12 protein-coding genes and 1 pseudogene are annotated in these 13,841 nt (G+C 71.7%); 6 read left to right on the forward strand and 7 right to left on the reverse strand.

The annotated features are described in order from the left end of the window. Positions 1-16 precede the first annotated feature (16 nt). Positions 17-1,456 (reverse strand): phenylacetate--CoA ligase family protein, encoded by a 1,440-nt coding sequence (locus NZH93_RS19410; protein ID WP_259624522.1) that lies wholly within the window; start codon positions 1,454-1,456, stop codon positions 17-19. Positions 1,457-1,479: 23 nt separating this feature from the next. Between NZH93_RS19410 and NZH93_RS19415 the strand changes: the two genes are divergently transcribed. Further along, entirely contained in the window at positions 1,480-2,475 is a 996-nt protein-coding gene (locus NZH93_RS19415) for a hypothetical protein (protein WP_259624523.1), read from the forward strand. On the opposite strand, the gene NZH93_RS19420 is transcribed toward NZH93_RS19415, so the two are convergent. Next, the gene (locus NZH93_RS19420; RefSeq protein ID WP_259624524.1) at positions 2,460-3,296 is read right to left on the reverse strand and encodes an alpha/beta fold hydrolase; all 837 of its coding nucleotides are present in this window, start codon (positions 3,294-3,296) and stop codon (positions 2,460-2,462) included. The genes NZH93_RS19415 and NZH93_RS19420 overlap by 16 nt on opposite strands. A gap of 74 nt (positions 3,297-3,370) precedes the next feature. Here NZH93_RS19420 and NZH93_RS19425 point away from each other — a divergent pair, with 74 nt between their 5' ends. Continuing rightward, positions 3,371-3,928, forward strand: coding sequence for a helix-turn-helix domain-containing protein (locus tag NZH93_RS19425; protein WP_259624525.1), 558 nt, complete (start codon positions 3,371-3,373; stop codon positions 3,926-3,928). Beyond that, the gene (locus NZH93_RS19430) at positions 3,921-4,805 is read left to right on the forward strand and encodes an SRPBCC family protein (RefSeq protein WP_259624526.1); all 885 of its coding nucleotides are present in this window, start codon (positions 3,921-3,923) and stop codon (positions 4,803-4,805) included. Before NZH93_RS19425 ends, NZH93_RS19430 begins: the two co-directional genes overlap by 8 nt. 3 nt (positions 4,806-4,808) lie before the next feature. On the opposite strand, the gene NZH93_RS19435 is transcribed toward NZH93_RS19430, so the two are convergent. Together NZH93_RS19435 and NZH93_RS19440 are read right to left on the reverse strand one after the other, a co-directional pair. Further along, positions 4,809-5,213 (reverse strand): VOC family protein, encoded by a 405-nt coding sequence (locus NZH93_RS19435; RefSeq protein ID WP_259624527.1) that lies wholly within the window; start codon positions 5,211-5,213, stop codon positions 4,809-4,811. Between the two features lie 38 nt (positions 5,214-5,251). Next, on the reverse strand, positions 5,252-5,599 hold the full coding sequence (locus NZH93_RS19440) for a helix-turn-helix transcriptional regulator (protein ID WP_276023764.1): 348 nt from the start codon (positions 5,597-5,599) through the stop codon (positions 5,252-5,254). Positions 5,600-5,713: 114 nt separating this feature from the next. Here NZH93_RS19440 and NZH93_RS19445 point away from each other — a divergent pair, with 114 nt between their 5' ends. Further along, entirely contained in the window at positions 5,714-6,382 is a 669-nt protein-coding gene (locus NZH93_RS19445) for a TetR/AcrR family transcriptional regulator (RefSeq protein ID WP_259624529.1), read from the forward strand. Here the strand turns inward: NZH93_RS19445 and NZH93_RS19450 are convergent. Continuing rightward, a complete protein-coding gene (locus NZH93_RS19450) occupies positions 6,351-7,481 on the reverse strand; it encodes a metallophosphoesterase (protein ID WP_259624530.1) in 1,131 nt (376 codons plus the stop codon). The genes NZH93_RS19445 and NZH93_RS19450 overlap by 32 nt on opposite strands. 876 nt (positions 7,482-8,357) lie before the next feature. Between NZH93_RS19450 and NZH93_RS19455 the strand changes: the two are divergent. Beyond that, positions 8,358-8,723 (forward strand): annotated as a pseudogene (locus NZH93_RS19455) (transglycosylase SLT domain-containing protein); the annotation flags it as partial. 462 nt (positions 8,724-9,185) lie between these two features. Here NZH93_RS19455 and NZH93_RS19460 read toward each other — a convergent pair. Further along, positions 9,186-9,938 (reverse strand): GntR family transcriptional regulator, encoded by a 753-nt coding sequence (locus NZH93_RS19460; RefSeq protein ID WP_259624531.1) that lies wholly within the window; start codon positions 9,936-9,938, stop codon positions 9,186-9,188. Between the two features lie 89 nt (positions 9,939-10,027). Here NZH93_RS19460 and NZH93_RS19465 point away from each other — a divergent pair, with 89 nt between their 5' ends. Next, positions 10,028-11,014 (forward strand): YeiH family protein, encoded by a 987-nt coding sequence (locus NZH93_RS19465; protein ID WP_259624532.1) that lies wholly within the window; start codon positions 10,028-10,030, stop codon positions 11,012-11,014. 4 nt (positions 11,015-11,018) lie between these two features. Here NZH93_RS19465 and NZH93_RS19470 read toward each other — a convergent pair whose 3' ends face one another. Then, positions 11,019-13,751, reverse strand: coding sequence for an AfsR/SARP family transcriptional regulator (locus NZH93_RS19470; protein ID WP_259624533.1), 2,733 nt, complete (start codon positions 13,749-13,751; stop codon positions 11,019-11,021). Between the last annotated feature and the right edge of the window lie 90 nt (positions 13,752-13,841).

Here is a 13,841-nt window from a genome sequence, read left to right on the forward strand (position 1 = left end):
CCCCTCCACCGGAGGCCTACGGCGAGCGTGTGTAGCGGTGCTTCACGCCGATGGGGAAGTACTCCGGGTCACCCGCCGGCTTCAGCACCACCTCGGGCGTCTGCCGTTCGGCGGGGACGTAGTGCGCGAACTCGCTGTTGAGCCGCACGAGCTGCCGCCGCACCGAGTCCGCCACCACCGCCGGGTCGCCCGTCCGGTCGGGAGCCAGTTCGACCGTGATCCGCAGCCGGGTGTTCTCGTCGCTGTCGGCCACGGTCTCCAGCACGAACTTGCCGGTGACCCAGTCGCTGATCCCCGGCTGCTCCAGGCCGACGGTCACGTTCTCCGGGTAGACGTTCGCGCCGAAGAACGACACGGTGAACAGGGACCGGCCGAACACGAACACGAACGGCAGGTCGTTGTCGGCCTCGGGCGTGAAACCGTTGCGGGCGCAGAAGTCCAGCATCTCCGCGGACGTGAGCACGCCGCCGTCGTCGGCGATGTGGTAGCGGATCAGCGGCACGCCGTTGTCGCCGGAGAACAGCAGGGTCCCCCCGTCGACCTCGAAGAAGCGGCTCGCCGGGTCGTACTGCACCAGCGTCGGCAGCCGGGAGTCGCCGAACAGCTCCCGCGCCAGGTCCGGGCGGGAAGCCAGGAAGCGCCGGATCGAGACCGACAGCGGGGTCTCGTTGCCGAGCACGCCCGCGTCCGCCGTGCCGTAGAGCGAGGCGGAATCCCGCACCGGGTCGGCCATCCCGGCCCGGCGGCCGACCAGGTCGCGCCACTCCTCGCTGAACACCTCGCCCGCCAGCACCAGCTTCACGGCGTGCCGCGACCAATCGAACCCGGCCGCCACGCCGGTGTCGACGACGTCCTTCACGAACGGCGGGTAGCCCAGCAGCACGACCTGGTCGAAGTGGTCGGCCAGCTCCGGCAGCACCCGCAGGATCTCGGCCTTGTTGTTGCCCGGCGCGACGACGGTGATCGGGTAGCCCTTCGCCGCCAGGTGCCGCGTGCAGGCCAGCGTGAACAGCCCGCCGACCCACGTGCCCAGCGGGAAGCAGACCACGGCCAGCGTGCTGCGCTCGTGGGCCTGGAAGCCGTCGCGGAAGACCTGCTCGAACCGGCGGGCGATGGCCAGCTCGTCGACCAGCGACCGCGGCCACACCGTCGGCCGCCCGCTGGAGCCGGAGGACACGGCGATCACGTCGCACCCGTCCAGCCGCCCGTCGCGGCACAGCTCGGGCAGGGGGTAGCGGCGGTGGTAGCTCTCCTTGTCGATCATCGGCAGCGCGCGGAAGTCGTCCATCGTCACGACGGACGCGGGGTCGACGTCGTGCTCCGCCAGGAACTTCCGGTACGCGGGCACGGTCGCCGCCACGCGCCGGAACAGGTCCAGCACCGATTCCTCGGGACGATCGTCCGCGAAGAACGACTCGAACCCCTCGACCACCCGCGCCCCGCGCTCGACGTCCACCCGACCACCCTAGGGTGAGGTCGATGTGGCGGCGGATCCCGATCGACGACCAGGTGCTCGGCAAGCCCCGGAAGGTGCGGGGGATCGCCAGCAGCCCGCGCTCGCGGGTCTGGTCGGCGGAGTTCGACGGCACGCCCGCCGTCGTCAAGCAGACCGTCGGCGGCCCGGACGCGGGACAGCGGTACGAGCGGGAGCTGACCGCGCTGCGGCTGGCCGCGCGGGCCGAGCCGCAGCTCGCGCCGACGGTGCTTGCGGCCGACCCGGACCGGCGGGTCGTGGTGCTGCAACGCCTGCCGGTCCGCCACCGCACGATGCCGGACTGGGTCGTCTACGCCGAGGGCCTCGCCCGCCTGCACCAGGTCACGACGGCGGCCGACGCGGGCGCGCTGCCCGCCGCGGACGTGCCCACCGACGCCGACCTGGCCGCGTTCCGGGCGCTGTGCGCCGACTTCGGCCTGACCACCCCGGACGACGAGCTCGACCCGCTGCCGCGGCGGCTCGCGGGCGGGCACCAGCTCGTCCACGGCGACCCGTGCGTCGGCAACGCGCTGCCCGTCGACGGGCGGACGTGGTTCCTCGACTTCGAGCACGCGGCGTTGGGCAACGGGCTCACCGAGCTGGCGTACCTGCGGATCGGGTTCCCGACGTGCTGGAACCTCAACGTCGTGCCCGCGGACCGGCTGGCCGCGGCGGAGGCCGCGTACCGCGCGCTGCGCCCGGACGTGACGGGCACGGTCGCCGAGCACTGCGTCGGCTGGCTGCTGCGGGGTGACGCGCTGGTCGAACGCGCCCACCGGGACGGCCGCGACCACCTCGGCAGGCTGCTGCGCGAGGACTGGAAGTGGGGTTTCGTCGGCGCGCGGGCCCGGTTCGCCCACCGGCTGGGCGTGGTCGGGTCGCTGACCGAAGCCGAACTCGCGGGCACGGCGCGGCTCGCGCGGACGTTGCGGGACCGCGTGCTCGCGCGGTGGCCGGAGGCCGCCCGGCCACCGCGCAAGGCGGCTCAGACCTCGGTGTGATCCAGGATCGCGGGCACGACGACGTCCCACGACGACTTGGGCAGCTCGTGGCCGACACCGCGCAGGACGACCAGGGTGGCGTCCGGGATGAGGTCCACCAGCGCGTCGGCGTGGGGAAGGGCGAAGAGCGGGTCCCGGTCGCCGTGCAGGACGAGGGTCGGAGCGGTGACGGCCTCCAAGCGCCCCTCCCAGTCCGGGCCGCCGTGCAGCAGGTCGTGGTTGCCGGCCGACTGGAAGCTCGACGTCCGGTCGTGGTCGTGCTCGATCGCGGCCCGCACGGCGTCCTCGTCGAACTCGCCGACCGTGAACCAGCGCTGCACGCCCACGAAGTGCTCGACCACCGACGCGCGGTCCGACCAGTCGGGCTGGGACAGGGTGGTGAAGTACTCCAGCGCCTCCGGTGAGAGGCCCGGGAGGTCGCCCGCGCCGGGCGCGGCGGGGCTGGTCGCGATCAGCGTGAGCGTGGTGACCCGGTCCGGGTGGTCCACGGCCACGACCTGGGCGATGCCGCCGCCCATCGAGAGGCCCACGACGTGCGCGGAGGCCACGCCCAGCGCGTCCAGCACACCGACGGCGTCCCCGACCAGCTCGGGGAACCCGTAGCCCGGTTCGCCCGGCGGGTAGGTGACCGACCGGCCGGTGTCGCGGTGGTCGTAGCGGATCACGTGCCTGCCGGTCAGCCGGGCGCAGAACTCGTCGGGCCAGGACGTCAGCGAGCTGTTCGACCCCGCGATCAGCAGCACCGCGGGGTCGGCCGGGTCGCCGGAGGTCCGGACGCACAGCTCGACCCCGTTGACGGGGAGCAGTCGTTCGACGGTCATGGGGCAGAGCTTGGCCGACGACCCGGTCGGCCGCATTGACAAGTCTTATTTTTATGTACAAACTGGTTTTTGCGATGAGAGACGTCCTGTACCTGGATCGGCTGGAGCAGGCCGAGACCCTGCTCAAGCCGCAGCGCGTGGAAGTGCTGCGGCAGCTCGCCGAGCCGCACTCGTGCGGCGAGGTGGCCGGGCAGCTCGCCCAGACCCCGCAACGGGTCTACTACCACGTAAAACGCCTGGTCGAAGCCGGTCTGGTGACCCAGGTGTCCGAGCGCAAGGTGCGCGGCGTCCAGGAGGGCGTCTACCAGGCGGCAGCCCGCTCGTACTGGCTGTCGCCCCGCCTGGTCGGCGTGCTCGGCCCGCGCCGGGCGCAGGACGAGCTGAGCCTCGGCCACCTGCTGACCCTCGTGGAAGAGGTGCAGGCGGACATCGCCGACCTGGACCGGACCGCCCCCGAGTTGCCGTCCATCGGCGTGTCGGGGGAGATCAGGGTCCGGCCTGACCAGCGCCAGGAGTTCCTGGACGACCTGAAGACCGTGCTGCGCGACCTGTTCACCCGCTACGGCGGCGCGGAGGGCGACGCGTTCAAGCTCGCCGTCGCCTGCTACCCGAAGGGAGACCGTGATGACTGACCCGATGAGGATGACGGCCCGCGTCGAGGCGCCCCTGTCCGACGTGCGCGCGGCGCTGACGGACCCGACGGCGTTGCGCACCTGGCTGGCCGAGCACGCCGAGGTGGAGCTGCCGGGGACGTTCGAGTTCTGGGGCCGCTACACGCCGGAGGGCGACGCGCCCCACCAGCGCCTGCTGCACGTCGACGACCGCACGCTGCGGTTCTCGTGGCTGATCGGCGGCGAGGACACCACCGTGGAGATCGCGCTCGCCGAGGAGACCGCGGACACCACCACCGTGACGCTGACGCAGTCGCACTTCCCGGACTGGGAGGTCGTCATGGCGGGCACCAGCCCGCTTGGCGTGCTGCACACGTTCTGGGCGCTGTCGATCGTGAACCTGGTCGACCACGTCGAGGGCCGCGACCTCACCCCGAAGTGCGACTTCACGTCCACCGACCTGAGGGCCGAGCTGTTCGTCGACGCCTCCCCCGAGGAGGTGTACGCGTCGCTGGTCGACCCGGTCGCCTTCAGCAGGTGGTTCGGCGCCAAGGTCGACATCGAGCCGCACGTCGGCGGCCGGTTCGCCATGGGCGGCTTCGACCTGGAGGACAACCCGGCCAAGATCCTCGACCTCGACCCCGGCCGCCGCGTCCAGCTCGCGTGGGACGGCGGCGACGGCGTCGTCGACACCTGGGAGCTGGCCGAGTCGAACGGCGGCACCAGGCTGACGTTCGTGCAGAGCGGCTTCGACGAGCCCGACTTCGGCGCGTGGGCGGGCTGGCTGGGCGGCGTGGCCGAGCTGCGCCGCTACCACGAGCTGCCGGACTGGCGCCCCCTCTGGCTGTCCGTCGAGGTCGCCGGACTGCCGGAGGGGATGCTCACCATCGGCGAGTAGCGGTCAGCTACGGCTGGAGAAGCGGATCGAGTTGCCGGACGGGTCGCGGAACGCGCAGTCCCGCACCCCGTACGGCTGGTCGATGGGCTCCTGCATGACCTCGGCGCCGGACGCCCGGATCTTCTCGAACGTCCCGTCGAGGTCGGTGGTGGTGAAGATGACGGTGCTCAGCGAGCCCTTGGCGAGCAGCCCGCGCATCGACTCGGCGTCCTTCTCCGGGCGGCCCATGCCGACCGCCTCCAGGACGATCTCCACGTCCGGCTGCTCGGACGGCCCGACGGAGAGCCAGCGGTACTGGTCGAAGGGCTGGTCGACGCGCAGCTCCAGGCCGAGCACGTCGCGGTAGAACACGAGCGCCTCGTCCTGGTCGTGAACGGGGATGAAGGTGTGCGAGAGCTTGAGGTCCATGCCTGAGAACGTAGGTCGGGACCACGGGTTCGCGCTTCTCAGATCCTGCTCGGTCTCGTCATGGTCTTGGAGTAGCAGGCGGGAACCGGGGCCGCGGCCGTGTGGTCGCGGGTCCGGTAGGCGCTGGGCGTCTCGCCGACCAGCTCGGTGAACCGGGAGCTGAACGACCCGAGCGACGTGCAGCCGACCTCGACGCACACCTCCGTCACGCTCAGGTCCCCGCGCCGCAGCAGCGCCATGGCCCGTTCGATCCGCCGGGTCATGAGGTAGTTGTAGGGCGTCTCCCCGTACTCGGCCCGGAACCGCCGGGAGAAGTGGGCGGACGACATCAGCGCCGCCCTCGCCATCGTGGGCACGTCCAGCGGCCGCGCGTACTCCCGGTCCATCAGGTCGCGGGCCCGCCGCAGGTGCGCCAAGTCCTCGAACGCCACCGGGACAGCATTCCACCAGCGCCGCTCGGACGACCCGTCGGACGACCGGGCGACTGCTAAATTCCGATCGTGACCTTCCAACGGGCTCGCCGACCGGAGCAGGTCCAGGCCAGGCGAGAGGCCATCCTGGACGCCGCCTCGGCGATGCTCGCGGAACGCCCGGTGGCGGACATCAGCCTCCGCGAGCTGAGCGCGCGGGTGGGCCTGGCGAAGTCGAACGTCATGCGCTACTTCGACAGCCGGGAAGCGATCTTCCTTGAGGTCCTGGACGTCACCTGGCGGGCCTGGCTGGACGACGTCGACGTCGAGCTGCGCGCCCTCGTCGTGGAACCGGGCGAGTACGCGACGGAGACGGCGGTGGCGCGGGCCATCGCCGCGTCCCTGATCGGCAGGCGGCTCCTGTGCGAGCTGATGAGCACGATGGGCGGGGTGCTGGAGCGCAACATCTCCCACGAGTTCGCCAGGGTCTTCAAGCGCCGGGCCGTCGACAACACCGCCCGCCTGGCGGGGCTGCTGGTCCGCGAACTCCCCGCGCTGGGCGAGGAGCGGGCCACCCACTTCGCCGGAGCCGTCCTCGTGCTCGTGGCGGGCCTCTGGCCGTACGCGAACCCGACGGCGGAGGTGGCGGCCGTGACGGCGGAGATGGGCATGCCCCACGGCGCCGACCTGTTCACCTCGGCGCTGTCCGACGGCCTCGTCTACCAGCTCATCGGCCTGATCGCAGCACCAGGACGCTGATCTCGCTCGGCGCGAAGACCCGGAACGGCGGACCCCAGAAACCGGAGCCGCGGCTCGTGTAGAGCTGCGTGCGGTCGCCGTGCCTGCTCAGGCCCTGAAGCACGGGCTGGTCGGTCAGGACCAGGTAGTGGAACGGCCAGATCTGCCCGCCGTGCGTGTGGCCGGACAACTGGAGGTCCACCCCGGCCTCGACGGCGGCGGGCACCTGCTTGGGCTGGTGGGCCAGCAGCACGACCGGGTCGTCGGGGTTCGTGCCCGCCAGCGCGGCGGCGATGTCCGGCCCGTGACCGGTCAGCGTGGACCCCGTCCCGGTGGGGTCGTCGACGCCCGCGAACACCAGCCGGTCGCCGCCGCGCTCGACGACGCGGTGCCGGTTGTGCATCGGGTCCCAGCCGAGGCTCTCCATGTGGTCGAGCCAGCCCTGTGCCTCGTTGTAGTACTCGTGGTTGCCGGTGATGTAGAGCTTGGCCGTGGACGCCCGCACGGTGCCCAGCGCGGCGACCTGCCCCCGGCGCTGCTCCACCATGCCGTCCGCCAGGTCGCCGGTGTGGCAGACGACGTCGGCGTCCAGCTCGTTGATCTTCGCGGCGAGGCCCTCGGACCACCTCGTCCGCTCCAGCGGCCCGTAGTGGGTGTCGGTGATGACCACGACCCGCAGCCCGTCGAGCCCGCGCCCGAGCCGGGGGAGCACCACCTCGGTCGTCCGGACCCTCGGCACCCGCATCGCCTCGACGTACCCGTAGACGAGGAGCGCCGCCACGACCACGAGCGTCACCACGACGGCGATCCGCGCCCGGTCGGGGTTCTCCACGCCCGCCAGCGCCAGCACGGGCCGCAGCAGCAGGCCGAGCAGCGTCCACACGAACAGCACCCAGACGGCGCCGAGCGTCGTGTCGGCGATCTTGGCCGCCCAGTCCGCGTGCCGCCGCCCGTGGCCCCTCATCATGAGGAAGGGGAACCCGACCAGCGCCACCGCGAACAGGGCCGTGCCGAGGGCGAAGACCGGTGTCGGCCAGTCCGGGCCGACCGCGACCAGCGCGGCCCACGGCGTCCCGAACAACAGCGCCAACACCAGGACGAGCACCAGTCCGCGGCGCATGGGTTCCTCCGGCTGAAGTGGACGTGTGGAGACGTCCACACACGTCCAACGGTACGGAAGGCGCGAACCGCTCCAGACCCCTCGCCATGCCGTCCAACGGTGAATTGTGAACCGCCGGGCGCACCGCTCCGTAGTAACCGTCGTGGACCAGCAAAACCCGCAGGTAACGGCGATCTTCCGGTCGTGGAGGGTCGACGCACGCTCAGTAGTGGACCCTAGGTCAAACGTGACGAGCGTCACCTATAGGGTGTCGACCGGTTGCCTTAGGCAGTGACATCAGGTTACGTTCCCGGCCGCAGGTCACGGTTCGGTCACTGAATGGACACGGCAGTCGCCCCCCGAAGCGGCTCCACCTGGATCCCCCGCCAGGAGTCCTCTCGGCCGAACTCCCCGACGCAGGAGGATCGTTTGTCCCGGCATGGAAAAGCCGCTGGGCGCACCGTCTACACGGTCGCTCCCCAGCCAGCGGCCGCAGTCGCTTCCCGTCCTGCCTCGCACCGCGTGGAAACCGACTGGGCGCCCCTCGGCACCAAGGTCTCCGCGTTCGTCGTGGCCGCGGGCGTGCTAGCCGGCGCGGGTGCCGCCGCCAACGCGATGACCAAGGTCGGCGGCCCAGCTTCCGGCGCCGCGATGGACCTGTCCGCGAGCCCGGAGATCCAGACCCTCTCCTCCGACGTCCACGCGAAGACCGCGTCGCTGAAGACGATCCAGATCGCCAACCCCGCGATCGAGGTCGGCAAGCTCCTCCAGCTCGACAAGCGCCAGGCGATCCAGCAGTTCCAGACGGTCGGCAAGTCCGCAGCCGACCAGGTCGAGACGAACCGCAAGGCCGAAGAGGCCCGCATCGCCCGCGAGAAGGCCGACGCGGGCAAGTCCCCGCACCAGCGCCAGGTGGAGGGCTGGATCCGCGAGGCCATCACCATCCTCGCCGCGAACGGCACCGCCATCGACGAGAACAGCGTCGACGAGATCTACCTGATCATCCAGAAGGAATCCGGCGGCAACCCGAACGCCGTGAACAACTGGGACTCCAACGCCGCCAAGGGCACCCCGTCAAAGGGTCTGATGCAGTGCATCGACTCGACGTTCAACGCCCACAAACTGCCCGGCCACAACGACATCTTCAACCCGGTGGACAACATCATCGCCGGCGTCCGCTACACCTACGACCGCTACGGCGGCTTCGAAGGCCACCCCGGCCTGGCATCGATCAGCGTAGGCGGCGGCTACCAGGGCTACTGACGGACAACGTCAGAGGGGCGTGAGGGGCAGTTCCACTCCCTCACGCCCTTTTCTGCTGTCACAAGGCTGACAGCTCCCAGCCGATTGCCCGTCACACGGACCCACCCGCGCATCTTTCCGGGCCCCCGGCCTCAACCGGCACACGACCTCACGCGACGCCCCCAACTGGGCCCCCGGCCTCAACCCGCCCCGGGCCCACCCGCACATCCCAACTGGGCCCCCGGCCCCAACCGGCCCCCAGCCTCACGCAACGTCCCCGACTGGGCCCCCGGCCTCAACCGGCACACCACCCCACCCAAGCGCTCCGTCAGCCCTTCCAACCCCACCCCCGGCCGGACCCCGATTTCCAGCGCACGTCATGCCCGCTGGGGTTTGTCAAGGCATCTTTCCCGCCTTGACAAACCCCAGCGGGCATCGACACACTCGCGCATCGGGGTCTCCCCCTCCGGACCCCACCCACCCCTACCGAGAAGACCCGACCAACTGATACCCCGCATGCGCCGAGAAGTCGGCCGTGAGCGCGAACCGATCCCCCCGCACCACCGTGTGCCGCCACTCCACCGCCCTCCCCTCGGCAAACCCCAACCGGTTGATCGAAAACGCCGCGGCCCCCACCGGACACTCCAACCACCCCCGCTCCGCCGCGGTCGGCACAACCGCGTGCACATCCTCCCGCCCACGATCCAGCCGCACCCCGGCCCGCTCCCGCAGCTCCGCGTACAAACTCGTGTGCGTGAAGTCCGCCGACACCAACGGCGCAGCCAAATCCGCGGGCAACCAAACACGATCCAGCGCCAACGGCACCCCACCCGCCAGCCGCAACCGTTCGAGGTACACCAGCGGGGCGGACCCCTCCAAGTCCAGCCGCTCGGCAACCACCGCGTCCGCCCGCACGTCGAGCCTGCGCACCACACTCCGCTGCGCCAACCCGGACGCCTCAACCGACGCGAACAGGCTGTACAGCGCACCCATCGGCTGCTGGATCTCCGGTGGTGCCGCGACGCGCGGGCGACGGCCACGCTCGGCCACGACCACCCCGTCGGCCCGCAACCCGCTCAACGCCTGCCTCACGGTGTGCCTGCTCACGCCGTAGTGCTCGACCAGCGCCAGCTCGCCGGGGAACCGGTCGGTGAACTCGCCCGCTTCCATGCGGGTCAGCAGCTCGCGTTGCAGTTGCCGCCACAGCGGCGTCGATCCGCCGCGGTCGAGCGCCATGTCCCCTCCTCGGGTCGGGCCGAACGCTACCGGTTGAGAAATGTCCGTACATATCGTACTTTCCCGGTACGGACATTGAGGGGTGAACGGTGCTGGTTACGAGGGAGTCCCGCCTCCTGCGCACGGCACCCGGCCTCCTCCTCGCACTGGGGATCGCCGCCGTAGCCACCGGGCTGGGCAGGCTGGTCCCGGTCGTCGGCGGCCCGGTCTTCGCGATCGTGCTCGGCACGCTCGCCGCCACCCTCTGGAAGCCCCTGCGCGACCCCCGCCTGACCCCCGGCTACGCCGCCGCGTCCACCACGGTCCTGCAACTGTCCATCGTGGTCCTCGGCACCGGGCTCCAGGTGCGCCAGGTGATCCAGGTCGGCACCGAGTCGCTGCCCGTCCTGCTCGGCACCCTCGCCATCGCGCTCGGCGGCGCCTGGCTGCTCGGCGGGCTCCTCCACGTCCGCGGCGACACCCGCACCCTCATCGGCGTCGGCACGGGCATCTGCGGCGCGTCGGCCATCGCCGCCACGACCGCCGTGATCAAGCCGAAGCAGACCCACGTCGCCTACGCGCTCGGCACGATCTTCGCCTGCAACATCGCCGCCGTCCTGCTCTTCCCGCCGCTCGGCCACTTGCTGGGCCTGAGCCCGCACGCGTTCGGCCTGTGGGCGGGCACGGCGATCAACGACACGTCGTCCGTCGTCGCCGCCGCGTACGCCTACGGGGGTGACGCGGGGGAGTACGCGCTGGTCGTGAAGCTGACCCGGACGCTGACGCTGGTCCCGATCGTCACGGTCCTGGCGATCCGGGCCAACCGCCGCGGCGCGCTGCCGTGGCATCGCCTGGTCCCGCCGTTCCTGCTCGGCTTCATCGCCGCGGTCGTCCTCGGCAGCCTCGGCGTCCTCCCGGCGGGCCTCTCGGCACTGGGCCCGTTCCTGATCACCACGGCACTCGCGGGTTTCGGCCTGTCGCTGCGCCCCGACGACCTCCGCCGCGCGGGTGCCCGCCCGCTGCTGCTCGGCGTCCTGCTGTGGCTGGCCGTGGCGGCGGGCAGCCTCGGGCTGCAAGCGCTCACCGGCACCCTCTGACGGCCTAGCCCGCCGCGGGTTCGCGGCGCGCCAGCTTCGCCGTCAACTCCTCCGCGTCCGCGAGCCGGAGTTCCCGGTAGAGCCGCGCCGCCGACTGCCAGTGCGGTGTGGCGACGTGGATCCCGCCGATCTGCTCCAGCGCGTCCCCTATGGCCCGGTGGCACGCCGCCGCCTGGTACTGGTCACCCAGTTCCTCGGCGAGTTCCAGGCCGTCCACCTGGAACTGGAGGGCCTCCGCGGTCCGCCCGAGCTGCCACAGCGCCGACCCGGCGGTGTGCAGCGCGGTCACGTGCGACGTCGACAGCGCCACCGACGCGAGCAGCCACAGCGCTTCCTTCATGCACTGGAGCGCTTCCTCGGCCTCGTCCATCCCGAGCAGCACGTTCGCCAGGTTGTTCAGCACCGTGGCCTGCGCGCGGACGTCGCCGATGTCGCGGGCGATGGTCAGCGCCTCGGTGGCCCGGTCCCGAGCCTTCTCGTACTCGCCCGCGGCGAGCAGGCAGTAGCCGAGGCTGTCGAGCGCGGCGCACTGGAGGTGCGGGTCGCCCGCGGCGAGCTGCACGGCGCGTGAGCTCTCCCACACGGCGTCCTCCAGCCGTCCGAGGTCGGCGAGGGTGGCGCCCATGCGCAGCAGCAGCGTCGCCTCCGCGTGCTCGTCGTCGAGCGCGCGAGCGGCGTGCAGGCCGACGCGGAACGCGTTGAGCCGGTCGACCCGGTTGCCGCGCCGGAAGTAGAACGCGTCCAGGCACAGCGCGAGCTTCCACGTCCGCTCGTGCTGGCGGCTGTTGGCGGCGATCTCCAGCACCAGCCGGAGGTTCGCCTCCTCCAGCGTGAACCACCGCACGGCCTCGTTGTGCGAGGTGAGCACCGGGAAGCTCGCGGGAGGGTGGACGGGGTCGCCGAACGGCCGTACGTGGTCGGCGAGGTGCGCGCGGGCGGTGTCGGCGACGTGCAGGTAGTAGTCGAGCAGCCGTTCGGTGCTGATCGCGTTGTCCTCGCCGGACTCGGTGATGACGAGGTGCCGGGCGAACAGCCGGACCAGGTCGTGCCGGGAGTACCGGTCGGGCGTCGACTCGTGCAGCAGGTTCGCGTAGGCCGCCGTGCGCAGGTGGGTGCGGGCGGTGGCGACGTTGATGTCCAGCAGCGCGGCGGCGGCGTAGCAGTCGAGGTCGGTGCCGGGGTGCAGGCCGAGGCGGCGGAACATCCGGGCAGCGCCCTCGGGGAGTTCGCGGTAGCTCACGGCCAGCGCGGCCCGCACGCCCCGCCGGGCTTCGGGCAGGGACAGCGCGGCGAGCCTGCTCTGCTCGTCGTGCAGTTCGTCCACGAGCGACCGGATCGTCCAGCGTGGACGGGAGGTCAGGCGGGCCCCGGCGATGCGCAGCGCGAGCGGCAGCCGGTCGCACAGCTCGACCAGTTCCGCGGTCGCCTCCGGCTCCAGGTCGGTGCGCCGCCGTCCCAGCATCCCGACGAGCAGGTCGGCGGCGGCGGATTTCTCCAACGTTGCAACGGGCACGACGGAGGCGCCCTCGGTGACGACCAGGTCGTTGAGCCCGTGCCTGCTCGTGACCAGCACGAGGCAGTGCGCCGAGCCGGGGAGCAGCGGCCTGACCTGCCCGACCGACCGGGCGTTGTCCAGCACGACCAGCACCCGCTTGTCCGCCAGCAGCGACCGGTACTGGGCCGCCTGCTCGTCCAGGTCGGTGGAGATCTGCGAGTCCGCCAGCCCCAGCGTGCGCAGGAATCCCATCAGCGCCGTGCGCGGGTCCACCGGCTCGGTCTCGTCGAACCCGCGCAGGTCGAGGAAGAGCTGGCCGTCGGGGAACTCCGACGCGACCCGGTGGGCCCAGCGCAGCGCCAGCGCGGTCTTGCCGACGCCCGGCGGCCCGACCAGCAGGCCGATCGCGGAGTCCTGCCCGGTCAGGCAGTCGTCGAGGTCCGCCAGTTCGGTGTCGCGCCCGACGAACCCGCGGTGCTCGCGCGGGAGCTGAGCGGGGCCGCCGGTGATCTCCGGCAACGCCTCGACGGCCAGCACGGACTGGTAGGCGGCTCGCAGCTCGGGGCCGGGGTCGACACCCAGCTCGTCGACCAGCCGCTTCCGCGTGCGGTGGAACAGGTCGAGCGACTCGGCCTGCCGTCCGGCGCGGTGCAGGGCGACGACCAGCTTGGACACCAGCGGTTCGCGCAGCGGGTAGCCCTCGGCCAGCGGTGCCAGCGCGGCCACCGCCTCGGTAGGACGGTCAAGGCGCAGCAGCCGCTCGGCCATGTCCTGGACGGCCACCAGCCGCAGTTCCTCCAGTTTGGCCGCCGTCGCCTCGCCGAGCCCCGGCGACGGCACGTCGGTGAGGAACGGGCCGCGCCACAGCTTCAGCGCGGCGGTCAACTGCTCGACGGCGGCCTGGTCGTCCGCTTCGCGGGCGTCGCGCACCAGGTCCTCGAAGACGAAGACGTCGACCGCGCTCCGCTCGCCCTCCAGCAGGTAGCCGGGCGCGCGCGTGACCAGGTCCAGCCCCGGTCCGAGCACCTTGCGCAACTGGGCGACGTGCCCCTGGAGGGCCGCCTTCGCCTGCGGCGGCGGTGAACCATTCCAGACGAGTGCCAGGAGCCGATCACCTGAGACGACCCGGTTGAGTTCGAGCGCCAGCGCCGCGAGCACCGTGCGGCGCTTCGCGGCACCCAGTTGAACCGGGTCACTGCCAGCGGAAACGAGCTCAACAGTGCCGAGCAGGTTCACCCGCATCCGGAAATCCTATCGGCCATAGATGAAGTGCTGACGCAATATTGGCACAGCCGAACCCACCGACCGCGCGTTGGAGACACGTTGGTGGGG

Origin of the sequence: Umezawaea endophytica (genome assembly GCF_025061645.1) — a bacterium.
Taxonomy (GTDB): domain Bacteria; phylum Actinomycetota; class Actinomycetes; order Mycobacteriales; family Pseudonocardiaceae; genus Umezawaea; species Umezawaea endophytica.

Bases quoted from the DNA above. Each gene is read 5' to 3' on its own strand.
- NZH93_RS19415 (WP_259624523.1), top strand. From the start codon at position 1,480: ATGTGGCGGCGGATCCCGATCGACGACCAGGTGCTCGGCAAGCCCCGG.
- NZH93_RS19420 (WP_259624524.1), bottom strand. From the start codon at position 3,296: ATGACCGTCGAACGACTGCTCCCCGTCAACGGGGTCGAGCTGTGCGTC.
- NZH93_RS19425 (WP_259624525.1), top strand. From the start codon at position 3,371: ATGAGAGACGTCCTGTACCTGGATCGGCTGGAGCAGGCCGAGACCCTG.
- NZH93_RS19430 (WP_259624526.1), top strand. From the start codon at position 3,921: ATGACTGACCCGATGAGGATGACGGCCCGCGTCGAGGCGCCCCTGTCC.
- NZH93_RS19435 (WP_259624527.1), bottom strand. From the start codon at position 5,213: ATGGACCTCAAGCTCTCGCACACCTTCATCCCCGTTCACGACCAGGAC.
- NZH93_RS19440 (WP_276023764.1), bottom strand. From the start codon at position 5,599: ATGGACCGGGAGTACGCGCGGCCGCTGGACGTGCCCACGATGGCGAGG.
- NZH93_RS19450 (WP_259624530.1), bottom strand. From the start codon at position 7,481: ATGCGCCGCGGACTGGTGCTCGTCCTGGTGTTGGCGCTGTTGTTCGGG.
- NZH93_RS19460 (WP_259624531.1), bottom strand. From the start codon at position 9,938: ATGGCGCTCGACCGCGGCGGATCGACGCCGCTGTGGCGGCAACTGCAA.
- NZH93_RS19470 (WP_259624533.1), bottom strand. From the start codon at position 13,751: ATGCGGGTGAACCTGCTCGGCACTGTTGAGCTCGTTTCCGCTGGCAGT.